Here is a 25,075-nt window from a genome sequence, read left to right as displayed (position 1 = left end):
CATATAATGCGTTCAACAAATCTTCAGATGTTGTAATAAGTTGAATTTTATTTGAATTAAAAAGAGTTTTTAAATTGGAGGACGCTTCTTTAATTAAATGGCTTAAAATTACTTTTGATATAATTTCCATAATTACATTTCTATTTATGATGTTTTGTCCAGCATTTTTTTTGCATTTCTATTAACTAAACCTATACACGAAACAATTCCTCAAAGACACTGATTGTATCCAGTCAATCAAATGAAGTCCCATTTCTTTTCCAAATATATTAAAATTATCTTACAAATTATTAAAAAATCAGCAACTGAAAACTGGGCTCGCGTGAAGAAAGGTCCCGAAGTTTCGGGAGAAATCCTTTGTGTTTTTTCTTAAAAAACACAAAGATTGTAGTGTACAGCCTGACCCGAAGTTTTCACGGAGGGGCACGCCCAAATAGTTAAAAAAATAAAACTATCTAAAAAAACAAATCCGCTACTTACTGAAAAGGAGCGGATTCATCCAACTATAAATCTAAAAAAAAACTACTAACTAAACTCTTTATCAGGATTGTATCCTAAATACGGCATGGCGGTTTCATTGAAGATTACGCCGTATTCTTCTAACTCTTTTAAAATAGGCTCATATACTTCCTTGCGAATGGGTAATTGTACGCCTGGCGTGGTGATTTTGCCATTCAGGATTAATAATGTAGCCATGGCAACGGGTAAACCTACGGTTTTGGCCATGGCAGTATAGGTTTGATCGTCACCAAGACAAACCATTTTTGCATCTATTTGTTCTTTTTTGCCGTTTATCTCGTAGCCAAATTTATGGTACATGACAATCATGTCTTTGTCCTCTTCTTGTAAAGTCCAGCTATCGGTTAATATTTTCTCTAAAATTTGGGCTGGTGTGGCATTTGTTAATCCTACTTTTTTGTTGGGATTGAACAAATCGAGTTCTAATAATTTGTCCCACATGATGTCATCTTGGTCAATTTTGAGAATCAAACGGGTTTTTATTTCAACCGAATCAGTAGGATGATACGGCAGAAACGAGTTGACAAATTCGCGGTAGCTCATGTTCTCTGAGTTTTCCATGATGTAACTGTCATCGGTCATGCCAAGTTGTACGAACATGTTCCAAGCTTTAGAAAAACCCACTCTACGAATGGTGCCTCGGTATAAAGTAAGTACATCATCTAGTCCGTACACCGAGCGGTATTTTAGGGAATCTCTGTTAGAATACGCCTCAAAACGACCGTAACCTTCTACTTGCAAAAATTCGGTTCTACGAAACAAATTGCAATACGGTATGTACTTGTAGGTGCCTTCTTGAATGAACTTAGCAGCGCCTCCTTGACCTGCAAGCACCACATTGCGCGGCGCCCAAGTAAATTTATAATTCCACAAATTCGTGTCTGATTCAGGTGCTACCAGTCCGCCACAAAAGGACTCAAACAAAATCATGTCGCCGCCTTTCTCCTTAATTTCATCAATCACTTTCATGGCACTCATGTGATCAATTCCCGGATCAAGTCCGATTTCGTTCATGAAAATAAGATTGTTTGCTTTAGCCTGAGCATCTAATTCTTGCATGGCATCACTCACGTATGAGGCCGTAACTAAGTGCTTTTTGTACGTGATACAATCTTTGGCCACTTGAATATGCAAATGTGCGGGCAGCATTGAGATTACAATGCTGGCATTTTGAATGGCTTGTTGCCGTTGCTTTTCATCAAAGATATCAAGGGCGATTGCGGTAGCATTAGGATGGTTATTGGTTTTTTTCTGGGCCAAAGCCAATGACAAGTCACCAATAACGAGATGCAACTGCTCTTGTTCCGATTTTTGAAGCAAATACCGAATTAAAGAAGAGGCCGATCTTCCTGCGCCAATGATTAAAATTGTTCTCATTTTTATATATTTATAACACAAACATACATAATTGTTGTATTTATAACAAATGAAGTGTGATTATTTTATTTATAACCTACAAATAAAGCACTTTTTTTAACATGCTTTCGCCAAAACAAAGGCCTCAAAAACTTTTAATTTCATTTGAGATCAAATACTTTTGTACTAAATATAAGTCCCATGAAAAAAAGAATCATAGCCAGCGGTGCAATTTTAGGAATGATTGCTATAATTTTAGGAGCTTTTGGAGCGCATGCCTTGAAAAAAGTTTTATCAATAGATCAATTGGTAACATTTGAAACTGGAGTGCGTTACCAAATGTATCATGCTTTGTTTTTACTTTTCATAGGGAACTATGATGCGCTTTCACAAAAAAAGCAAAAAGCGATATATTATTTAGTGCTTTTAGGCGTAGCGTTATTCTCAGGATCTATTTATCTTTTGGCTACCAACAGCCTCACTTCATTCGATTTTAAAATTATCGGATTCGTAACGCCAATAGGCGGTCTCCTACTAATTATTGCTTGGTTTGTGTTATTGACATCAATATTTGATAAAAAATCACAAAATCATCAGAATTAAAGGCTAACTGAAATTTAATTTCTACTTTTGTAGTCTATTAAATGTAACTATACACACTAAATTTATGGACAATACTATGCATTTCTCGCAATCGATTTCGTTAACAGATTTAGGAATTGAAAACGTAAACATTCATTACCAGTTATCTCCAGAAGAATTACACAATATTACAATACAATCAGGTCAAGGAGTTGAGAGTTCTACAGGAGCTTTAGCCGTAAATACAGGAGAATATACAGGCCGTTCTCCACAAGATCGTTTTATTGTGCGTGATAGCATAAGCGAAGATAAAGTTTGGTGGGGTAAAGTAAACATTCCGTTTGAGCCTGCTGCTTTTGAAAAACTATACAATAAAGTAACTGCTTACTTATCAAATAAAGAAGTTTATGTACGTGATTCTTACGTATGTTCTGATCCAAATTACAGATTAAATGTACGTGTGGTAACCGAAACTCCTTGGGCAAACTTGTTTTGCTACAATATGTTTTTACGACCTGAAGCATCTGAAATAGCTACTTTTACACCAGAATGGACGGTACTTTGTGTACCAAGTTTTATGGCTGATCCAGCTGTAGATGGTACACGTCAAAGTAATTTTGCTATATTAGACTTTACTAAAAAAGTAGTTTTAATAGGCGGTACAGGATATACAGGAGAAATGAAAAAAGGAATTTTCTCTGCATTAAATTTCATTTTACCTGTTTTCAAAAACACATTGCCTATGCATTGCAGTGCCAATGTAGGTGAAAAAGGAGATACAGCTATCTTCTTTGGTTTGTCTGGAACTGGAAAAACAACTTTATCAGCTGATCCAGAACGTAAATTAATTGGTGATGATGAGCACGGATGGACTAATGAAAATACCGTTTTCAACTTTGAAGGAGGTTGCTACGCCAAGGTAATTAATCTTAGCGAAGAAAACGAACCAGACATTTTTAGAGCTATTAAAAAAGGAGCTATCCTTGAAAATGTAGTGTTTAAAGAAGGTACCAATGAAGTAGATTTTGAAGATGTAAGCATCACTCAAAACACACGCGTAAGCTACCCAATTACACATATAGACAATATCCAACCAGGATCTATAGGTAACAATCCTAAAAACATATTTTTCTTAACTGCAGATTCATTTGGTATTTTGCCTCCTATTGCAAAACTGACACCAGGTCAAGCAGCGTACCACTTTATATCTGGTTATACCGCTAAAGTTGCAGGAACAGAAGCAGGAGTAACAGAACCACAGCCTAATTTTTCGGCTTGTTTTGGAGCGCCATTTATGCCTTTGCACCCAACAAAATATGCTGAAATGTTGAGCAAAAAAATGAAAGATGCTAATGTAACGGTTTGGTTAATCAACACAGGTTGGACTGGTGGTGCATACGGAGTAGGAAGCCGTATGAAATTAAAATACACAAGAGCCATGATCACAGCGGCACTTAACGGTGAGCTTGATAATGTAGCTTATGAGAACCACAAAGTTTTTGGAATTGCAAAACCACAATCGTGTCCTAATGTTCCTAGTGAAATATTAAATCCTAGAAATACTTGGGAAAACCCAGAGCTTTACGATGAAAAAGCATTAGAACTTGCTCAAAAATTCAAAGAAAATTTTGCGAAATTTGAAGAATTTGCCAATCCAGAGATTATGGCAGGTGCTCCACTAGCATAAGTTAATTATAATTCAACACTTGTAAAGCCGTTCGTAAAGAGCGGCTTTACTTTTTATATGTGGTAAGACAAAAGAAATCAACATTTTAGCATGCGATTCGTTTTTTGGCGTTAAATTTGTAAGTAATCAAAACGTCCTTGTGACAAAAACACAAATCAATCAAAACCATCTACAATCATGTTAAAACAATTTTTTATTCTATGCTCAGGCGCAGACAAAGACCTTCTAGAAACGTGTTCAGAAGGAGAGCAAACAAAATATGTAGGGATAGGCGCCACCGTATTCTTTACCGCAGTAATGGCTTTTCTTGCCAGTGCATACGCCTTATTCACCGTATTTGATAGTGTTTATCCCGCCGTCGCTTTTGGTGTTGTATGGGCTTTTCTTATTTTTAATTTGGATCGTTTTATTGTTTCTACTATTCGAAAACGAGATCAGTTTGGTGCCGAATTTTTACAAGCTACACCCCGAATCATTTTAGCAGTAATTATTGCCATTGTAATCTCGAAACCCTTAGAAATTAAAATTTTCGAGAAGGAAATCAATACTGTTTTGTTGAAAGAGAAAAATGCGATGGCTTTGGCCAATAAAAAAGAAGTAGCCACCTATTTCAAAAGTGATTTAGACAAAAACAAAGCCGAAATTGATAAGCTAAAATTAGAAATAACAACCAAAGAAAAAGAGGTTAATACCTTATACGAAACCTACATCAAAGAGGCAGAAGGAACAGCAGGAACTAAAAAGCTAGGGAAAGGTCCTGTTTTTAAAGAAAAAATTGCCAAGCATGATTTGGCCAAACAAGAATTAGATACCCTGCAAAAAACCAACTTGGCCAAAATTGCTGAGATGGAAAAAAGCACAAAAACTTTACAAGCTGATTTGGACAAAAAAGTGACCGAAACTCAACCTATTATTGATGGATTTGATGGTTTAATGGCCCGAATCAATGCATTGAACAAGTTGCCTTGGTTGCCATCGTTTTTTATAATGTTGCTATTTTTAGCGATTGAAACCTCGCCAATTATTGCAAAACTTTTGGCTCCAAAAGGCGAATATGATTTTAAATTAGAAGATCTTGAAACCGCATTAAAAGCAACCATTGAACAAGACAAATACCAAAGGTCTCTTCTGGTAAAAACAAGTGAAAGCATGCATAACAAAGTATATTCTGATATCGCCGATGATAAAAAATTGTATGACCTACAGCGTAAAAACGCCACTGATCTATTAGAATTACAGTCTAATAATTTTGTAGAGAAGCAAAAGAGAACGCTTTAAGTCAAAGGTCGAAAGTCATAAAGTCAAAAGATATTTTACTGCCTTTTGACTTTATGACTTTCGACTTTATGCCTTTTCTAGAAAACTTCTTTATAGCTTTTGTCTAAAACTAACCGGCGTAAATCCATAAAACTGTTTGAATGCAGCCGAAAAATGGGATACATCTTTGTAGCCACATTGATACGCCACCTCGCTTACATTTAAAATTTCATTTTTAAGTAATTCTTTTGCACGTTCCATTCTGAGTTGCGTTACATACGTTTTTATAGTACAATTAAAACAAGATTTAAATCCTTTTTTTAATTTAAATTCGTTCAGTGCAATAGTTCTCGAAAGCGCAGCTAGTGACGGAGCATTTGTGTAATTTTCCTGCAAGATGACCTTGGCTTGATCTAGCTTAACCCTATCTTCATCTTCACTAACCACCTTATAATCTGCATTAGTTAACATCTCTAATTGAAAAATGAGCAGCTCCTTAATTTTAGATTCTAGATACATTTTTTTCACAAGCCCTTCAAATTTACAAGTCTTAATTTCATGAAGAATCCATTGTATTCCAGAACTAAAAGGCGCATATTCATTTGACAAATAACTCGTAATCTTAGATTTAATGTGCTTTGAAAAAACTTCATGAAGTTCCCAATTGGCATCTATTAATTTCGAGTAGTAATCAGGAGCCATAATAATTGAAAAACAATCTAATTTTTGAAAAGCAGGTATGGTATAAGTAGCCTTAAAATTAGAAGCATAAAAAATATTGTGCGTATTCTCTACAGAATTATTTTCACCCTCAAGCTCTTCTATTTGTGCCGCAGTATTAGAACTAGAGAAAAAATTCATCACAATAGCTTCTCCTAAAATTTGAACTTCAATGGCTGTTGCTGCTGCAAAAAACATTTGGGCGTTAACTATCATAACACCATCGGCTACATGGCACTGAAATGTAATTTTATCTGTTTCATCATTCTTCACTTGGATAGTTTCACTACAAAACAAACCTCCAGCGTTTTCATACCCATTGGTATCTAGTGATAAAATAGGCTGTTGCTCCTCTACAATTCTTGAAATAAGTTTCAAAATATAATCCGTTTTTACAAAGTTATAATCCGTTTTTCCCTATTCGATACAGGAATGAAGGAGGTATTTTTGCACAAAATTATTTATATTAAGTCTAATTAAGAATTATTTTTAGTTAAATATTACATTTAAAAAAAACATGTTTAGTAAATATACCTATCTCTTGTTGTTTCTATTTACGTTGCTCCCCGCCTTATCGCAAACAAGCAACACTAACAACAAAAACTTTAAAATTGATAAAACTAACGCAAATGACACTATTACTGAAAACCTAAAAAGCGTCATCGTAAAAGGAAAACCTAAAAAACAAAAATTAGAGACAAGTGGTTTTGCAGTAGCCATTATTGAAACCAAGGAAGCCTCCTTACGCAACTTAACTACTAATGAATTGCTAGATCGATCTGTAGGAGTTAGGGTAAGGCAAAATGGCGGCATAGGATCTAATGTAGAGTACAACTTAAACGGAATGTCTGGCAGTGCTATAGGAATGTTTATTGACGGAATAGAAATATCAACTTTTGGCTCCTCATTCAATTTAAATAATATTCCTCCCGCTATGATTGAACGTATTGAGGTTTACAAAGGTATTTTGCCTTCGCATTTAACAGGAGATTATGTAGGAGGAGCAATAAATGTGGTTCTAAAAAAAGATGTTTCTAAGAATACAGCAACTGCAGCAGTATCCTACGGCTCGTTTCAAACTTTACAATCTGATTTAGGGGTTACTTTGCGAGACAAAAAATCGGGTCTTTCCTTTAGAGGTTCTGCTTTTTATACTTACACAGATAATAGTTTTGAAACTTGGGGCAGGTCGACCACATTTGTAAATCACTTACAGCAAATTACCAGACCTTATAGAGCCAAACGATTTAACAATACGTACAAAGCAGTAGGGGGACGTTTTGAAGCTGGCTTTACAGATACGAAATGTGCTGATCAATTTTTCATAGGTTATAACGGATCAAGCAATTACACTGAGATTCCACACGGAATTACTATGGCTGTACCCTATGTGGGCCGATTTAACGAAACTAAATCACATGCATTACTACTAAATTATACTAAGAAAAACTTTTTAGTTCAAAATTTAGCTTTGAATATCAATGCGGTACGAAGCGAACGTAGCACCTACCTGCAAGACACCATAAGCTATGCATACAACTGGGACGGAACGATTAGAGAAGTAATTGAGTTTGGCGAGCGAGTTCCTTTGCGTACCAATGGCGGACAGCAAGGTCCTAAAACAATTACCAATACCGATAGAAAAATTACAAATGCAAGATCAAACTTAGGTTATCTGATTACTAGCGGACATCGTATTTCTCTAAATCATAAATTCGAAGCGACCAACAGAAAAGATGAAGATTTGTTAAACCCTTCCCTCAGAGAACTTGCTACCAAAAGCTTGGTTACAAAAAATATTGTTTCCTTAAACTATGAAGCCGAAAGTTTCAACAAAAAATTAATTACCAATTTGTTAGGTAAGTACACTACAAACAAAACGAATCAAACAAAATATGAGATTGTGACTACTGATGGAGTAAACACGATTGTACAGCGTGAAAGTAGTACGTCAGACTATAATTTTGGCTATGGTGCAACAGCTTCTTATCAGATGATTGAAAAACTTTTTGTCATTGGTTCAACCGAAAACTCCTATATCATGCCAACCGAAAATCAATTGTTTGGAGCACCTGAAATTAATATCTTGTCCAACCTTACCTTAGAACCAGAAAAAAACATCAATTACAATTTAGGTTTTAGATGGGGTCCAATTGATTTTAAAAAACACAAAATATCTTTCTATGCAAATGCCTTTTGGCGAAACGGCTTTAACAAAATCACACAGCAAGCTGTTGATGTATCTGAAATTGAAGAGGAATCAGATGCTGATATCCAAACCACAAGATATGTAAATCTTGGCAAAACCCAAGCCCGTGGTTTTGAAGCCGAAATTATCTACGTGTATAACAACAAATTGAATGCCTCTGTAAATTTTTCGAAATTTAATAATGTATTCAAGCTAGAACGAGACAATAACGGTTTACCACATACTTTTTTTGGACAACAAGTCCCAAACGAACCTTTTTTGACGGCCAATGCCAATATTCAATACAGACTTAATAATGTGTTGCAAAAAAATTCGGTACTCAATCTCTACTACAACACCGGTTTTGTGGGTGAATATTATGTAGTGTGGGGACAACCTGATTGGTCTTTGACTCCAAGTCAATTCACTCATGACATCAGTATAAGTTACGGATTTCCATCTAAAAAACTCATTGCTAGTGTAGACGTAAAAAATATTATGAACGCCGAGATTTACGACAACTTCTCGATACAAAAACCTGGTAGAGGAATCTATTTCAAATTGAATTACACCTTTAGTACATTTTTATAATCAAATTAAAACCAATATCATGAAAAAAAATCTATTTAAAATAACAGTCTTAAGTACTGTAATGACAGCATTTTCTTTAGGAAGTTGCAGCAATGACGACTCAGAAACAGTTACAACTCCAGTAGTTGATGCCACACGATGGATTACACTTACGGGATCGTTCCCAGATGCAGCAGGAACGGCTGGTAACGGAGGAACACGCGCCTATGCAATAACACCTCAAAATGCAGCAAATCCAGATTATGTAGTTGATTTATTCAAACTGAACGGGTCTACCTACGTGGAAGGTTTTGCATTAAAATCAAGCCGCACTGCTCGCGTACAAGCATCAGCAGATGGAAAGTTTTTATACAATATTCAGTATACTGGTACTGAAGGCGGTGTTTTTAATAAATATAGCGTAACTGGCGCTGGAAAATTTGAAGAAGTAGGATCTGAATTGAACACCTCTGTAATTTTAGGTACATCACCACGCTGGGTAAAAGCAGCAGAAGGTGTGGGTGTAGGTGTCTCGTTTGGAGATGCACTAGAACCTTTCACAGGAACAGCCCCTAATTATGTGTATAGAAATCCAAAAGGAGTAATTAAAATTGCCAATATTGACTTGAACAATACAGCAATTACAAATACTGGAGCGATCAATGTTGATTTAGGAGCCGATTTAGAATCAAAGGGATACCACATCTGGAGAGCGGATGTACCCGTTTTAAACGAATCGAAAACTAAACTGTTCATAGGTGTCGGCATAAGAAGACATAATGTTAATGGTACCGTAACTACAAATGCTACAACTGGCGCCATTACAGGTTGGGCAACTACTACGAATAGAGATTTAGGAACAGTTTCGTATGTGGTGGATTATCCTTCTTTAAAAAATCCGAAAATTATCATTTCTGATAAAAGCATCATTGATAACTTAGGTTACCGCACCTTGACACAGTATGTAGGTACTGATGGCAATTTGTACCAAGCAACTGCTACAGCTGGTCCAGACATTCTTAGTATCAGTAAAGCAACCAACGAATATGACCCATCTTATCATTTTAATTTGAACACTGCATTAAATACTACAGGAGCGAGTATTAAAGCGTGGAGGTATATTAAAGACGGAATTGCAATTGTGATGTACACCGTAACAGGAACTAATGGTGGATATGTTGCTTTGATAGATTTAAATACTAGAACAGCAACAAAGTTAGCAACAGAAGTTGAAACTGATCCCGCATTAACAACTACTTTTGGACAATTTCAAAACATAGGCCTTGTAGGTGATAACGTGTATTTACCCTTTACTCCGGCTGGTAAAGATGGTAATATTTACATTGTAAACTGGAGAACTAAAACTATTACAAAAGGTGCAAAACTAAAAGCAGCTTCGGGTAGTTTTTATTTAGGTGCCTACTAGAATTATATTTCAAACTAAAAAAATAAAAGTCCTAAAATCAAAAGTAAACTATCTTTTGACTTTAGGACTTTTGACTTTAAGACTCCAACACTATTACATGTGACTCAAAATTTCTTTCTTGAAGGCATCGTATTCGCCTTGTAAAATCAAGCCGTTATCGAGTAGTTTTTTATAATTCTGTAGTTTTTCAAACAATTCGTCTTGAGATAAACCGGCAAGTCCTACTTCCTTACTTGTTTCTGGCGCTGCTTGCGCTTGTTCCTTTTCATAATTATAGACTGGTGGCTGTGTTACAGGCATGATTTCGGCAAAACTGGTTACTTCTTCGGTTTCCATTTCCTCTATGATTTCAGCATCAGGAACAACGGTAGCTGGTTGCGCTTCCTCTACAGTTATAGCACTTACCGCTCCTGTTTTTAAAATATCAAGTTGCTCCTTGGCATACGTAAAAATTTTACGGGCTTGTATTTTTGGAATATAATCAATAGATACTTCCATATTAGTGCGTGTAGTAAATGAAAACTCAGATCCTAAAATGTTTTCCTTAACAAAAGTTCCCTCTATTTCATCCCAAGTATAATCAATGAAATTCATAGATAGCCCAAGGTTTTTAGGCTGACAAATAATGATACGCTTGTTAGTAAGGACAATACTGTCTGGTAAGACCGTAATAGCGGGTTTTTTTTGTACCGCTATATACCCTACTTCCTCATTTTTCATTAATAAATCACTCAGCTTAGCAGCAATTTTTTCAATTGCTTTTGGATCTTGGTCTTCGTTTAAAAATTTTTTAATTTGATCTATCATTTTGTTTACAGTAGTTTTAGACTTTGTATTAATACGCTGTCAAAAGTAATACCAATTTTATTTTTTTTGCACTCAAGGTGTGTAATTTTGTCTCCTTATTTTAAAATTTAATTTTACACAATTATCTGTAGTGAATAGCAATTTGGCCTATTTGGAATACAATTTTCAAGGAATCTTTAAAAGAAAGTTTAGATCCATCAGCATGAATCCATCTTTTTAAGGGCTGTTCACAAACTAGTTTTTTAGTTTCTTCGTCCCCGTACACTTGTTTCATTCGCATTAAAATTTCTACATCAAACAACCACTTGGTCAAAAACTTGGTTTGAAAGGTTTTTTCAATCACATCTTTACTCATGATTTTAGCACCACATTGCGTGTCATTAAATTCCATACCAATTGTTTTTCGAATGATAAAATTAATGATTTTACTAATAATGGCACGAGCAGATTCTTTAGTAATATCAGCACCCATACGGGCCATTCTAGACCCACTAACTAATTTAAAATTTGATGTAGATATGGTGTTTACAAGGTCATGAAAATCTTCAAAATCTGTAGATAAATCCGCATCTAAAAAACCGATGTAATCAAATTGATCTTGTTTGGCTAGGTGAAGCATCCCTAATCGTACTGCTTCGGCTTTGCCTCCATTTTTTTCACAATCATAAATACTAATGTGATCTTCATTTCCTTCTCTTAATTTTTCAAGAACTTCAAGGGTTTTATCTTTACTACCATCATTTACAAAACACAAATGGTATCCTAAATTTGAATTAATAAAAGCTTTGAAGTCGTCCCCTAACAAACGAAGTTCCTCATTATAACATGGAATTACAACCCCAATACAGTTGTTTTGAATGATTTGATTTTTTTGCGTTATTTTAGCCGGCTTACCGCCAACACCTATCAACCGTTTTACACGCGCTCCTATCTCACTTAGACTGAGTGGTTTTTTCATGTAATCATCAACTCCTAAATCAAATCCTTTTACAATAATATCCTCCTCTGTATTACCCGATAAAATCATAACGGGAGTATTATGCCCTCTAACTACTTTTATGTGTTTTGCAATTTCAAGACCATTGTACACATTAAGATCTTCCTTAGTGATTTCCTTTTCATTAGAATAAGGCATGTTAATATCAGCTATAACAAGATTGGGCAAATGCAAATCATAGCTTTTAATTCCATCAGAAATGGTATTCGCTGAAAATACTTCGTAACCTAAATCGACAAGGCTTTTTTCTAAAGAGAGTATCACTAACTCCTGATCGTCAATAATTAATATTTTCATACTTATGAGTTTAAGATAGATTGGTTATCGTAAATATATCAAATTTGATTTGAAATACACAATAAAATCTTTGTTAATGACTGCCATCTAGCGTTAAATTAACAGTTTTATTAATACATTTACAAAAACATCAATACAAACTGGATGTCTACTGAAAAATCAAATAAATATTTAATTGTAGCCCTTCTTATAGGAGTGGTTTTTCATGGTAGTGCCATATTTTTCACACTAGAAAGTACGTATGACGCATTGATTCATATGTTTTTTGCTAATCATTATGCTACAAGTTGGTTCGAACCCTGGAACTACAGTTGGTACACCGGTTTTACAGTAATGGGGTATCCGCCACTTGTGCATCAAGCAATAGGATTATTATCGCTACTAGGTGGTTTAAAGTTTGGTTTATTTACCGTGGCCATTATCGGTATTCTTTTGTTTATAACAGGAGTTTACCGCTATACCCTATTGATTACTGCCGATAGAACGGTAGCTGGTTATGCTGCTTTAGTAGCCGTTTTCTCGTCATCGTTTGTAGAAACCTTGCATATTTTTGGACAATTGCCCAGCATCGTGGGTGTGTCAATATTAATGCACTGTATGCCCGAAATCTATCTTTGGATAAAAACTGGCAAAATCAAGAACCTTCTTAGTGCCTTTTCATTGCTTGCGGTAACCATTTGTTCCCATCATGTAACCCCTATTTTTGGGATGGTTTTCTTTATTTTCCCTTTGATAGGTACCGTCGTTATGGATGTATCTCGGGAAAAGGTAAACTCCTATAAGGAAATACGATTCAAATTATTTGTACAAACCTTGTTCAAACTCTTAAAAAGGATAATCATTTTTGGAGCTGGTTCACTAGTGCTTATTGTCTTTTGTATTTTTCCGTATTGGGTAAATTCTAAGGCAAACCCTATCACGCAAGTACCCATACCTCATGGCAGCCGTGATAATTTTCTAGAAGTAACCTCATCTGGGTTAATGTTTTTTGTCATACCCTGGGGAATCCTATTTTTTATTTTACCCTATGTATTTTACCGTTATTTCAGCAAAAGATACATTTGTTTTGGATTGTCAATCACCTTGCTCACTATACTAGGAACTGGTGGTACAACGCCCATACCGCTTAAGGTTTTAGGAGAAAATGCGTTTAACATTCTTACGCTTGACCGTTTTACCCTTTGGGCTTCTATTATGAGTTTACCCATGTCTGGAGAGTTTGTATACCGCTTAATTGAAGGCGATTTAAAAACAGCTATTCAAAATAAATTTGGGAATATTTACCATCGAATTCTTGGCGCAGCCTTTGCAGGATCTTTTTTATTTTTTGCCAGTTTTACAATTACTCTAGGTTATTTTAGACCTTTTCAACCCCAAAAAATAAATACACTCCCGCTAGTCAACTTTTTAAATCAAGATCAACACGATCAATGGCGGTATTTGCCGCTAGGTTTTGGGGACCAAATGGCAACGTTATCTTCACAAACCAATGCCAAAACGGTTGATGGAAATTACCATTCCGCCCGAAGATTACCCGAGCTTACCTCACGAGCAATAGAGCGACTTGAGAATTCTAAATTTCGAGGTATGGAAGGAATTGGTTCTTTGCAACAATTTTTAACCGTACCCGAAAAATACAATTTAAAATATGTGTTTTCTAATGATAAATTTTATGATCCCATACTTTACTTTTGTGGATGGCACCGCCTTTCCCAGTTAGAAAACGGCATTATGGTTTGGGAAAGACTTAATATTGCTCCTTTGCCAAAAGTACTTCCTAAAGATGAGGTTCCAGTATACCTTAAACTAATGTGGGGCATTATACCAATACTTACCATTATCATAGCCTTTGTTGTGAATGTGCAAAGTATATTTTTTAAAGCCTTAAAAGTTAAAGACGAACCAAAACCAGACTTTTTTAAGTTTAACGTTTCCTATACCCAGTTTCCCCTAAAACTCATTGGTGTTTTACATTTTTGGGTTCTCGTGTTGTTCATCATTATGGCTTTTGGCGGATATAAAACTTACATCGCCAATGCTACCCAAATAAGCCCCGAAAATGTAGTTAAGAGCTATTATGATGCTCTCGATTTTAAGTTTTATGAAAAAGCACATTCTTTTATTGACCCAAAAAGTAAACTCTCGATATCACAATTCATGCTGGAAACATCTGTTGCTGATGGAATATTAAATTCATATGCAAAACTAGATGCCATAGAAATTAAAATTATTAAAAAAGCAAATCAGAGAACAACGCTAGTTGCTAAAACAAAATGGATTACACCCTTAGAAATTATCAATAAGGATTACTATCACGAAACTATCAATCGCAACGGAAAATGGTTTATACTTCCTCAAAAAATGCCATTAGACATTCCACCTGATCAATTTTTATCTAGCAATTTAACAGAGTATTACAAACAAGGACGACGAAAAATTACGACCCAACAAACCTATCATGAGGATGTATTAAAGCAACCAGAGCTTGAAATCCTATCGGCCAAATTAATTCAGTATAACAATGAATACATGATTGTAGGGGAATTACAAAACCTTGATAACAGTCCTGCAGATGTTATTGTAAAGTCTACTTTGTATAATAAATACGACAAAGAATTGGCAACATTCAATGCCAAAGACGCTATTAAACATAAAATTTTACCTAAAGAAACGACTAGTTTTAAAGTAAACTTTGAAGAGATTTCTTGGTTAAAAAAAGAAGTACACAAGCCTACCACATTCAACCCTAATGAATATACCCCTAAAAATATTGCCGAAACACCGTCTAACTTTGACATTCAATCAGCAGGAAATGTTGCCATAACAGATTTTTATATACAAGTAGCTCTTTCTGACCTTGTGGTAGAAAATAACCATCTTAAGGGTACACTTTTTAATTATGGGATTCAAGAAGTAACCGTTCCAGAATTGATTGTGTCTTATTACACAAAAGAAAAAGAACTTTTATACGTTGATCATTATTTTGTTAGAGAAGGTATTCGGGTACAACGCAAGCAATATTTTGATTATCCATTACTTGACTTAACGCGTTGTAAAATAATACTTTCATCGCTAAAAAATTGTTTTGTAAATGGTTTACCCAATAAAGATCTTGCGCAAACTATTGTTCCTAATAGAAATAAGGCCATGGAGAAAGAACTTTTACAAAAAGTAAACGGAAAAGGTTTTAGTTATGTTAAAATTGAATTGAACAACTATATTGGTAATCCTAAATAATGAAAAAAATAGCAGTCATACTCCTTTGTATCTGTTGCCTAGTTGTTTTTGCAGTTGTAAAAACAACTAGCACTGCAGCTACAATTACATTGGATACATCCCAAAAAAAATTTACTGCGGGAACCACAATATTGCTCCAGTTTTCTTCACTAAAAGCGGTTAAAATCGCTGATTTATTTTTGATTCATTCTTACGGAAAAACAATCGTTAAGGGAAAAGTTGACAAGAATAAATTGCGGTTTAGTATTCCCGAATTGTATGCCAAAAAAACAGGAACCGTTTCTTGGTATCTTATCCAAGATAGAAAGAATATTGCGGCTGGACAATTTGAAATTATACCTAATGATGCCACGCCCACTTTGATTGAAAATTATTTGGGTCCAACTACCATTCTCACAGGACAAGAACATTACACGATGATGGTTGCAATCCCCACGGACAGTTATGACAACCCAAAAACAGACAACACCACTGTGTTTATAAAAGATCAATTCCTAGATGCCATTACTGTTACCACTAAGAAAACGGATGATTTTATAGCATGGAAAAACATTTACTCTAGAACAATCTCGGGGAAAATGCTCATTTCAACACAATGCAATACGGCATTATCAAAGGAATTCGAAACCGAAATTACGCCATCAATAGCCACAAACTTTACTATTGATTATGCTAGGAACCATCAATTTGCAGATGGAAACCAAATTACCAAACTAAAAACTTCGGTGATTAAGGATCAATTTGGCAATTTAGTAGGAGACGGAACCTTAGTTACATTTCAAGTCACTACAAAAAATAATAATTTCCTTAAAACATTTGCAGCCACAATAAATGGCGTGGCAATTGCACAGTTGTTGCATCCGGATCACAAAGAAATTTATACGGTAAAAGCCTATGTTACGGGCATGGCCGAGAGCAGACCCATACAAATTGCGTATCAACCATTGATAAAAGATTTTCCCTATCAATTTCTTGAAAAAAATCGAAAAATTGTGGTAGGACCATTAACCAGTTTCATGAATCAAATAGTTCCTGATGGAATAAAAGTAGAGCTAAAAATATTTCATAAAAATAAATTAATAGAAACAAAAATTGTTGAAAGTGCCAAAGGATTAGCTACATTTATACTATTGCCTCCTTTTTACAAACAATCCGCTTATCAATTTGAAATTACCACTCTTGGCGTAACCAAGAAAACTGAATCCATACCGTATGAAAATTATCAATAACCGAAATATTTACAAAGCGGCCTTTATACTATCGTTTATCGTGATTAGTATTTTTACGCTATTTGGTATGGCAAAAATTCTGGATTACTTGAATACGGGTGCTGACAGAAGTGCCATGTTACACCTTGAAACAAAAAGTGAGGATGTTTATCTACCCAAAGTAACTTGGACCAAACTTGAAAATCCAGCGCGTAAAATGGAGAAAAACACACTAGGAAAAATTGAACGGGACTACCTTTTTTCTTGGCACATAAAAAACAAAGCCTTACAAAATAACACCCCAAAAGGCATTGACGATTATTATACCATGAATACTCGTGATAATCTATACAAAGTCATTCAACATAATAAAGCCCAAGAAATTACAATAGAAAACACCACACTAAAACATTTTCCTGAATTAGAATTCTACAGTGAAGACGGGCAACTAGTTGTTTTTACAGATAAAAACGTAATTGAATTTCAAAAAATCTATCTCAATAAAAAGTTGCTAACCACGGTACAAGACACCGCAACATACAAAGTAATGATGCTGCTTGAAGATGGCTACTGGCGTGTGCGTCATTTTCAAAAAATGGAACCCTCTCCATTTGCTAAAGACTCCATACAACCAGAGCCCGAGTACAGTATTCAGGAGGATAAAATTCTTAAAAACAAAAAACAATTTGTAATCAAAGGAATTAATTACTATCCAAAAAATTCAGCTTGGGATACCTTTGGGGAACAATTTCACAAGGATACTATTGCAAAGGATTTTGACATCATCAAAAAATCAAATTTAAACTCTATACGGGTTTTTATTCAATACGATGATTTTGGGAAAGCAAATATAAATCCTGAAAAGATGGTTAAACTTAAAACCCTTTTAGATTTGGCTGCAGCCAAAAATCTAGGAGTTATGGTAACCTTATTTGATTTTTACAGCGATTACTCATTAGACAGTTGGACTTTAACACACAGACATGCAGAGCAAATAGTATCAACATTTAAAGACCATAAAGCAATCATAGCTTGGGATTTAAAAAACGAGCCTAATTTAGATTTTGAAAACAGAGGTAAAGAAAATGTTTTGCAATGGCTTGACCACATGGTAACGGTTGTCAGAGAAAATGATCCTAATCATTTAATAACTATTGGCTGGTCAAACTCTGTAGCAGCCTCACAACTGGCTGATAAAGTAGATTTTGTTTCGTATCACTTTTATAATGACATGCAACACTTAGAGTATGAAACCAATACTTTAATTAAAACTTTAAAAAAACCAGTTGTAATCCAAGAATTTGGAGTTCCATCTTACGGCGGGATTTGGAATTTATGGGAAAGTAGTTTAGAGAATCAAGCCCAATACCACCAAAAAATGCAAGCGTATTTCAAGAAAAACAACTATTCCTTTATGTCTTGGACATTATATGATTTCCCAAAAGTACCGGATCAAGTAGCTGGAAAATGGCCTTGGCAAAAAAACAGACAAAAACAATTTGGGTTCATTGATGTTAAAGGCAAGAACAAACCCGCTTATAAATACATCTCGAATTAAAGTTTAGATTTTATAATTTTTTTAAACGTTGACAAGTACATATCTGTAATAGTTCCCATAGATAAGGCGCTAGCAGCTATAAAATTTTGCATGGCAATAGCCTTACGGTTTTCATCATTATTGATTATTTTTTCAAGAGCGGCGGCCAGTGAAGCGGCACTTTCTGGATTAAAAAACTCGCCTTTGTACCCTTCTTCTTCAACTAATAAAGCAAGATCGCCCAAGTCTGGCATTACCACTGCCTTACCATAACTTCCTGCTTGATGCAACACTCCTGAACTTCCCGTGGTAGATGTATATGGAAAAGCAACAACTGTACTGTCACCAAAAATAACTGGTACATCTTTTTCTTCAACATATCCAGTAAATCTAATCCCTGGCGTGTCTTTGTATTTTTCTTGAACTCCTTTTAAGTAACCAGGAGTATTAGGACTATCAGTTCCTGCAATAACTACTTCTATCGGTTCTGAAGTGTGTTGTCTTATAAGAATTGCTGCCTCAATTAATATTTCAACTTTTTTGTAAGTTCCAAATTTCCCAAAAGCCATAATTTGTTTGGGTCCTGGAACCAAATCAAACGAAGGTTCGTCAATGGTATCAAAAGTTCCGTGTGGAATTACTATAACATTATTTACATTGTATTTCTTTACCAATACATCTACATATTTATTGATAGTAACGGCCACAACATCCGACTTTAGTATGAATTTAGTTAATGAAGTCCCTACGAAATTATAAAATCGCTGCGCTAGTTTATTATCTGTAAAACCGGCACTTTCTAGATCTACTTGCTCAAGAATATTGTGTAATAGAGAAACTGTTGGGATAGAATTCATTCTTAAAATCCATGGAATTAAGAGTCCTAAAGCCGCTGGAACCTTTTTATCGCCAAATTTCATGAACTGTAAATTAATCAAAACAGCATCAGGTTTTTCAGCACGTATGGCATCCATGATAGAAATAATGTTGGTGTAACTATTAAACGACCAGCATTCCCTCACCTTCACTTTATCACTGTTTTTAAAGTCCAGTTGCTTGGCATCTTGAGTTTTATCACACAGCAAAATCACTTCTGAAATTTCATTTTTTTGCGCAAAATTTTTAACTAAGTGATATCCATATTCATTCAAGGTTACCTTGCTGGGTGGGAAAGCTGTAATTACGGCTAGTTTCATGTGTCTTAAATTTGGTTTTATACTAAGGCGCTGGTTTTTTTATTGTGTTCGAATCGGTTTTTATAAATAAAGTAAAGCAACTGGAAAAAAAGCAAAGTTACCATGGCAATAATTTGCATGTGAACCACTTGCTCCAAAGAGTTATGGTAAAAAATAATTAAAACAATTTGTGTACATCCTAAGACTGCCGATACAACAACAGGAACATATTGATTCAAGGATAAATAGTAGTAGGCAAAAATATTAGCCACTGCAAAAAGTGAGGTTGCAAGCGCATACTTCCAAAGTAAGTAAGAGATAGAAACATAGGCTTTACCAAACATGATTTGCACTACGAAATTTGGAAATATAGCGGTAAACAAAACAATAAAGGAAGATAAAACTACAATATAACTCACATATTTAAGCAAAATAGGAAGCGTATCCTGATTGTCTTTTTTCATTTGAATCACTTTAGGTAACAAAAGCATTACAAACATCCAAGCTACAAAATATACCACGCGCCCTATTAAGGCAAGTGATGCATACAAACCCGCATCTTTGTTATTAAAAAAATGCTTGACAAGTATGATATCACAATTATTAATAATGATTTGTGTACACTCATAAAACGCTGTCAACGCAAAAAACACCACAATAGATTTGTGATTAATACTAGCGTTGCTGTTAGCCTCTGCTTTACTAAACATTGTTTTTTGAAATGGAACTAATCCAGCAATAAAAGACAGTAAAATACCCACCGAAACTACAACAGAACTAGGAATTGAAGGCAAAAGCAATAAGAACGGAATTGTAAATAACAACCTGCTCCCCATTTCGGTTTGGTAAGTAGTAGCTAATCGAGAAAGGTTGTTTTGACCTTGATACAAACCCCTATTTACACTCATGACAAAATACAAGGGAACACCAAAACCAAAAATATAAAACATAGAGGCGGTTTGAGTATGAAAAAGTGCTTGAAGTTCTTTGTGAAAAACCACAATACCTAAACCTAGAATAATTCCAAGTATAACAGCATATTTCAAAATAAATTTAAGAAACAACAACAACTTATTCTCTTGAAAAAGAACAGCATATTTTGCAGCTACTATTTGAAAAGTCATCCCAACAAAAGAAAGTATCAGTAAGAGTGTAATTAATATAGCAGCATCAGAAAATGCTTCGGGACCTAAAAGCCTCCCCAAAATAAGATTGTACAAATAATTGCCCCCGTTTACCAATAATATAGTCAACATAAAAAGCTGCTCAGGACCTAGTTTTTTGGGTATTTTTGAGGTAATACTTGCAAGTAGTTTCATTTGAGACACATTATTAATTCAATATTACAGTAACACATCAGTTGAGCCAAGTGCATCAAAACAAGCCGAAATACATTTATTTTTTCTACCAATTATAAAAAAAGGTTTTTCATCTTTTTGGGCTTTATCGTATATGGCAAGAATATTTTTGGTTGTATACGCATCCATTGCCTCTACTTTTTCAAATGAAACCACTAGTCCGTTTAACCTTGACAATAAACAGTTTAAATGATTTTCTAAATATACACTGTTTTCTGAAGTCAACAATCCTTTAATTTCATAAACTCCAGAATTGTATGTAATGTGTACTGCCATCTTATTAATATTGAAGTTGGAATTAGTTTCGTTACCAAATATCGCACATTATTAAAAACAAGCATTAATACTTAGATGAATAACCTGAAAGTGTAGACGAAATATTACGATTTAATACTTAACTTGCAATAACGAATCTTACACCTAACCAATATGAATTTACTACAAAAAATTGCGCTTGTATTTATAAGTATATTTAGTTTTACACTACAAGCACAAGACATGAATGTGGGATTTAGCCATCTAGAAAAAGGAGAGTTTGCAAAAGCAGAACTTTTTTTTAAAGATATCCTTAAATTTTATCCAAAAAATAAAACAGCCCGACTATGCTATGCAAGAGCAATTGGTTTAAACAATCAAGCTCCAGCAGCACTTGAAAATTTCATTCAATTAAAGAGTGAATATCCTGGAGATTTAGAAATAGAATTAAATTATGCCGAATCTTTGCTTTGGAACAAAAAATTTGACGAAGCTAAAGTGTTCTACAGCGAGCTTGTTCAAAAAAACCCAACCAATTTTGTAGCGCATCTTGGCTTTGCCAATACTTTATCAAACTTAAAAGAATATCCTACTGCATTAGCAAACGTAAACAAAGCCCTAGAGTTGTCACCTGCAAATCCCGGAGCTTTGGTTTCCAGAAAATATATTAAATTAGGGTATGGTTACCAATATGTGAATGAAAAAAAATACGCAGAAGCTGAGGCGTTTTATGATGAAATATTAGTTGATTTTCCATTAGACAAAGAAACTCTCATGAATAAGGCAAACATGTACCTCATCACAAAAGATATTGTCAAAGGCAATGCGGTTTACCAATTACTATCAAAAGACCATCCCGTTCTGGCATTAAATGGACTTTCACTTCTAGCACATATTGACAATAAAGAAAAAGAGGCCTTAAAACTAGCTACTGAATCCTTATCATTATCACAAAGTATTACTGATGAAAATTTAAAAAAACAAACTCAAGAGCGCTATGTACAAGCCCTGATATGGAATAAAAAATATAAAGAAGCTAAGATATATATTGAAGAGTTACTCCTAAAATACCCCAATGAAAATTGGGTTTTATCACTTGCCGCTACGCTAGATATTTACAAAAGTAATTTCCCAGAGAGCATCACCTATTATAAAAACATTTTAGAAAACGACACTAAATCATTTGATGGAAATCTTGGTATTGCGAATGCTTACAAAGCTTCTGGCGAAACGAGTATGGCATATCAGGCAGCCTTAACAACCTTATCTATTTTTAACAATCAAGGAGATGCTCTTCAATTTATAAAAAAAATGAAAGAGGATTTTACTCCTTTTATCGAAGAAAAATTAAGCTACTCATTTGATAACGGAAACAACACTGCGCTTGCGTCAAGAACTGCAATAACATTGCCTTTATCAACAAAATGGACTGTAAATGCAACTTATCAATATCGTAAAACAGACAATACTGTTACGTTAATAAATGCTATAAGTCATGATTATCTTCTAGGTGCAAGTTATCAATTACACCCTAAAATTAGTTATAGTTTTGAAGCTGGTGTAAACAGTGCTAGCTCCGTAAACACTAGTTATAACCAGCTCTTGCTGCATACATATTTCAAAATGAAGCCTATGAAACTTCAGGATCTTGAAGTGGGTTACAAACGTGAAATGCAAAACTTTAACACTGATCTTATTATCAAGCAAATTGCAACCAACAATTACTATTTAAATTATAATTTGAGTACCAACTTTAATTTTGGTTGGTTTACTCAATATTTTTTCACTTCGCAAACAGATAACAACAATCGTAATTTATTATTTACCTCTTTTTACTATAACTTCCTCTCTAAACCTGTTCTAAAAGGTGGATTAAACTATCAATACATAGCTTTTAAAGATCGTGTTCCTACTGATTATTTTAGTCCAAAGAAGTTTAATGCGGTAGAATTATTTCTAGAAGTTTTAAAAGACGAAAAAATTATTGAGTCTAAATCCTGGTTTTACAACGCAAACCTAGCAACAGGTTATCAGTTTATTGAAGACAATACAAAACAGTGGACCTATCGTATTCAAGGAAAACTAGGCTACAAATTCTCGGATAGGTTGTTGAGTAATATTTATGTAACCCGAAGTAATATTGCCTCTACCACGGCCTCAGGGTTTACTTTTAATGAATTTGGTTTAAGAGTAAAATGGAATTTAACCCGTGAACCTTTGTTTACCCTCAAGTAATACCCACTTATACATTTTATTTACAAAGAAAGACTGCTTGTAGGCAGTCTTTCTTTATTTTGCTTAACCTCACTATAAATATTAAAATTGATTTGATTTTGCTGTAAAATACAACTTGAAATCATGAAATCATGAAATCATGAAATCATGAAATCTTACTTGAGTATCAAAGTTTAGTTTCGAGTAAAAACAAAAAAGACTGCTCGTGGCAGCAGTCTTTTTTTACTAACTCAACAATGAAACTAAAAAATTAAACTTGCTTTTAAAAAACTATTTATACTAACAAGGACTATTTTCACAATCCATTAAAACAGTATTTAAAAAATTTGATTTGGGATCAAAAAGGGTTTGCTTCCTAATTGCTCTACAAAGATACATTCAAACTAAAGATAGAAAGTAATGTTTTCGATAAACGATTGATAACCTTCGGTAAACGGTTTAAGACTGTAGGTAAATGAAATTTTGTAAGAATAATTTTTGGTATAAGTTTTTATTTTAGTTTGCTAATTGTAAATCGTCATTATCAATACCAATTGCTTTGCGCGCTTCGGCAGTGTTAGGAAGGTATACCACATCATCCAGTATTTGTAAAAAAGGTCGTATTGTGGCAATACTTACAATAGAAATAGAGGGGTTGTTAATACTTAACTTTATAACTTCATGCTTAGTTAATGGACCTGCCCAATCTAAATTGTAACAGTAACCTAACGCATTTTTCCTTACGAAAGTAATATTAACATCATTCATTACAGTCCATTTTGTGGATACTAAAAAATAACCGGATAACTCATTGTTTGAAGAATCAAGAGCTAAAGTTACTGCATTGGGTAGATTTACTTTCATAATTGTTATTTTAAATACAGATCTAAAGTAACAACATTATAGACTAAATGCAAAAATAATCGATGAAATACACTTTTTTAAAAAAATTGTAGTAAATATTTTATATCACAAAACATTAATTCGTTTTAAAAGTTCTGTTTTGTTTGACCTACTTATTGGGATAACATCCTTTGCAATGAGAACACTATTATCCTCAATATCGATAATTTTTGTAACATTGATTATAAAGGAACGGTGAATTTTTAAAAATATATCTTTTGGAAGTATATCCTCTATTTTTTTCATTGCAGAGTGTACAATGTAATTTTTATTATCTGTTTTTATATGAATATAATCTCCTTTTGCTTCAATAACATTCACTGAGTTATTGTCTATTTTAATCAATCTTCGATCTATGTTTACATAAAAATGATCAGGCTTTTCTTCAGCTTGTATCGTTGTATTTACTTGTGGCTCGTCAGTTTTTATTGCTAAGACTTTGTGAACGGCTTTTAAAAAACGTGACTCGGTAATAGGTTTTACAAGATAATCTACAATACATTCATATTCAAAGGCTTCAATAGCAAAATCTCTGTCAGATGTTACTAAGATAATATGCGGAGGATTTTTTATGGTTTGAATAAAATCAAAACCAGTGAAATTTGGCATGTGAATGTCTAAGAAAATAAGATCAACATGATTTTGATTCAAAAATTTTATTGCGTCTATGGCGCTACAAAACTCTCCAATACATTCAATATCTGTTGATTTAGTTACAAATTGAGCTATTATGGCTCTTGCCATTTCTTCATCATCAACAATAATGCAATTCATATAGCTAT

18 protein-coding genes are annotated in these 25,075 nt (G+C 34.2%); 9 read left to right on the top strand and 9 right to left on the bottom strand.

What is annotated here, in order from left to right:
• Positions 1-525: 525 nt before the first annotated feature.
• Positions 526-1,896 (bottom strand): saccharopine dehydrogenase family protein, encoded by a 1,371-nt coding sequence (locus FPG59_RS01550; protein ID WP_086452857.1) that lies wholly within the window; start codon positions 1,894-1,896, stop codon positions 526-528.
• Positions 1,897-2,076: 180 nt separating this feature from the next.
• On the opposite strand from FPG59_RS01550, the gene FPG59_RS01545 reads away from it, so the two are divergent.
• The 3 genes from FPG59_RS01545 (at position 2,077) to FPG59_RS01535 (ending at position 5,422) form a co-directional block, all read left to right on the top strand.
• The gene (locus tag FPG59_RS01545) at positions 2,077-2,478 is read left to right on the top strand and encodes a DUF423 domain-containing protein (protein WP_086452856.1); all 402 of its coding nucleotides are present in this window, start codon (positions 2,077-2,079) and stop codon (positions 2,476-2,478) included.
• A gap of 64 nt (positions 2,479-2,542) precedes the next feature.
• The gene (gene pckA / locus FPG59_RS01540; protein WP_086452855.1) at positions 2,543-4,144 is read left to right on the top strand and encodes a phosphoenolpyruvate carboxykinase (ATP); all 1,602 of its coding nucleotides are present in this window, start codon (positions 2,543-2,545) and stop codon (positions 4,142-4,144) included.
• Between the two features lie 177 nt (positions 4,145-4,321).
• Positions 4,322-5,422: a DUF4407 domain-containing protein gene (locus tag FPG59_RS01535; protein WP_086452854.1), complete on the top strand. Its 1,101-nt coding sequence runs from the start codon at positions 4,322-4,324 to the stop codon at positions 5,420-5,422.
• A gap of 90 nt (positions 5,423-5,512) precedes the next feature.
• On the opposite strand, the gene FPG59_RS01530 is transcribed toward FPG59_RS01535, so the two are convergent.
• The gene (locus tag FPG59_RS01530; RefSeq protein WP_086452853.1) at positions 5,513-6,499 is read right to left on the bottom strand and encodes an AraC family transcriptional regulator; all 987 of its coding nucleotides are present in this window, start codon (positions 6,497-6,499) and stop codon (positions 5,513-5,515) included.
• 139 nt (positions 6,500-6,638) lie between these two features.
• Here FPG59_RS01530 and FPG59_RS01525 point away from each other — a divergent pair, with 139 nt between their 5' ends.
• Together FPG59_RS01525 and FPG59_RS01520 are read left to right on the top strand one after the other, a co-directional pair.
• On the top strand, positions 6,639-8,900 hold the full coding sequence (locus FPG59_RS01525; protein WP_086452852.1) for a TonB-dependent siderophore receptor: 2,262 nt from the start codon (positions 6,639-6,641) through the stop codon (positions 8,898-8,900).
• A gap of 19 nt (positions 8,901-8,919) precedes the next feature.
• Complete coding sequence (locus FPG59_RS01520) at positions 8,920-10,305, top strand: hypothetical protein (protein WP_086452851.1); 1,386 nt, start codon at positions 8,920-8,922, stop codon at positions 10,303-10,305.
• A gap of 93 nt (positions 10,306-10,398) precedes the next feature.
• Here FPG59_RS01520 and FPG59_RS01515 read toward each other — a convergent pair whose 3' ends face one another.
• Positions 10,399-11,112 carry a PH domain-containing protein gene (locus tag FPG59_RS01515; protein WP_086452850.1) on the bottom strand — a complete coding sequence of 238 codons (714 nt, stop codon included), beginning with the start codon at positions 11,110-11,112 and terminating at the stop codon, positions 10,399-10,401.
• A gap of 121 nt (positions 11,113-11,233) precedes the next feature.
• On the bottom strand, positions 11,234-12,406 hold the full coding sequence (locus tag FPG59_RS01510) for a glycosyltransferase (protein WP_086452849.1): 1,173 nt from the start codon (positions 12,404-12,406) through the stop codon (positions 11,234-11,236).
• Positions 12,407-12,550: 144 nt separating this feature from the next.
• On the opposite strand from FPG59_RS01510, the gene FPG59_RS01505 reads away from it, so the two are divergent.
• From FPG59_RS01505 to FPG59_RS01495, 3 genes are read left to right on the top strand one after another with little or no spacing between them, the layout of a single operon-like run.
• The gene (locus FPG59_RS01505; protein WP_086452848.1) at positions 12,551-15,643 is read left to right on the top strand and encodes a hypothetical protein; all 3,093 of its coding nucleotides are present in this window, start codon (positions 12,551-12,553) and stop codon (positions 15,641-15,643) included.
• The gene (locus FPG59_RS01500) at positions 15,643-16,872 is read left to right on the top strand and encodes a hypothetical protein (protein ID WP_086452847.1); all 1,230 of its coding nucleotides are present in this window, start codon (positions 15,643-15,645) and stop codon (positions 16,870-16,872) included. The genes FPG59_RS01505 and FPG59_RS01500 overlap by 1 nt, the downstream gene beginning before the upstream one ends.
• Positions 16,856-18,409 (top strand): glycoside hydrolase family 2 TIM barrel-domain containing protein, encoded by a 1,554-nt coding sequence (locus tag FPG59_RS01495; RefSeq protein WP_086452846.1) that lies wholly within the window; start codon positions 16,856-16,858, stop codon positions 18,407-18,409. Before FPG59_RS01500 ends, FPG59_RS01495 begins: the two co-directional genes overlap by 17 nt.
• Here the strand turns inward: FPG59_RS01495 and FPG59_RS01490 are convergent.
• From FPG59_RS01490 to FPG59_RS01480, 3 genes are read right to left on the bottom strand one after another with little or no spacing between them, the layout of a single operon-like run.
• Complete coding sequence (locus tag FPG59_RS01490; RefSeq protein ID WP_086452845.1) at positions 18,406-19,584, bottom strand: glycosyltransferase; 1,179 nt, start codon at positions 19,582-19,584, stop codon at positions 18,406-18,408. The genes FPG59_RS01495 and FPG59_RS01490 overlap by 4 nt on opposite strands.
• Before the next feature lie 17 nt (positions 19,585-19,601).
• Positions 19,602-20,882, bottom strand: coding sequence for a sugar isomerase (locus FPG59_RS01485; protein WP_086452844.1), 1,281 nt, complete (start codon positions 20,880-20,882; stop codon positions 19,602-19,604).
• Between the two features lie 24 nt (positions 20,883-20,906).
• Positions 20,907-21,197, bottom strand: a complete 291-nt coding sequence (locus FPG59_RS01480; RefSeq protein ID WP_086452843.1) for a hypothetical protein — start codon at positions 21,195-21,197, stop codon at positions 20,907-20,909.
• A 153-nt stretch (positions 21,198-21,350) separates the two neighbouring features.
• Between FPG59_RS01480 and FPG59_RS01475 the strand changes: the two genes are divergently transcribed.
• Positions 21,351-23,411 (top strand): tetratricopeptide repeat protein, encoded by a 2,061-nt coding sequence (locus FPG59_RS01475; protein ID WP_086452842.1) that lies wholly within the window; start codon positions 21,351-21,353, stop codon positions 23,409-23,411.
• A gap of 495 nt (positions 23,412-23,906) precedes the next feature.
• Here FPG59_RS01475 and FPG59_RS01470 read toward each other — a convergent pair whose 3' ends face one another.
• Together FPG59_RS01470 and FPG59_RS01465 are read right to left on the bottom strand one after the other, a co-directional pair.
• The gene (locus FPG59_RS01470; protein WP_086452841.1) at positions 23,907-24,254 is read right to left on the bottom strand and encodes a hypothetical protein; all 348 of its coding nucleotides are present in this window, start codon (positions 24,252-24,254) and stop codon (positions 23,907-23,909) included.
• Between the two features lie 105 nt (positions 24,255-24,359).
• Positions 24,360-25,067 carry a LytTR family DNA-binding domain-containing protein gene (locus FPG59_RS01465; protein WP_086452840.1) on the bottom strand — a complete coding sequence of 236 codons (708 nt, stop codon included), beginning with the start codon at positions 25,065-25,067 and terminating at the stop codon, positions 24,360-24,362.
• Positions 25,068-25,075: the final 8 nt, after the last annotated feature.

It is taken from the genome of Flavobacterium sp. FPG59 (assembly GCF_002150205.1).
Lineage (GTDB): Bacteria > Bacteroidota > Bacteroidia > Flavobacteriales > Flavobacteriaceae > Flavobacterium.
Note: the sequence above shows the minus strand (reverse complement) of the source record. Positions and strands in the feature narration are given on the sequence as shown.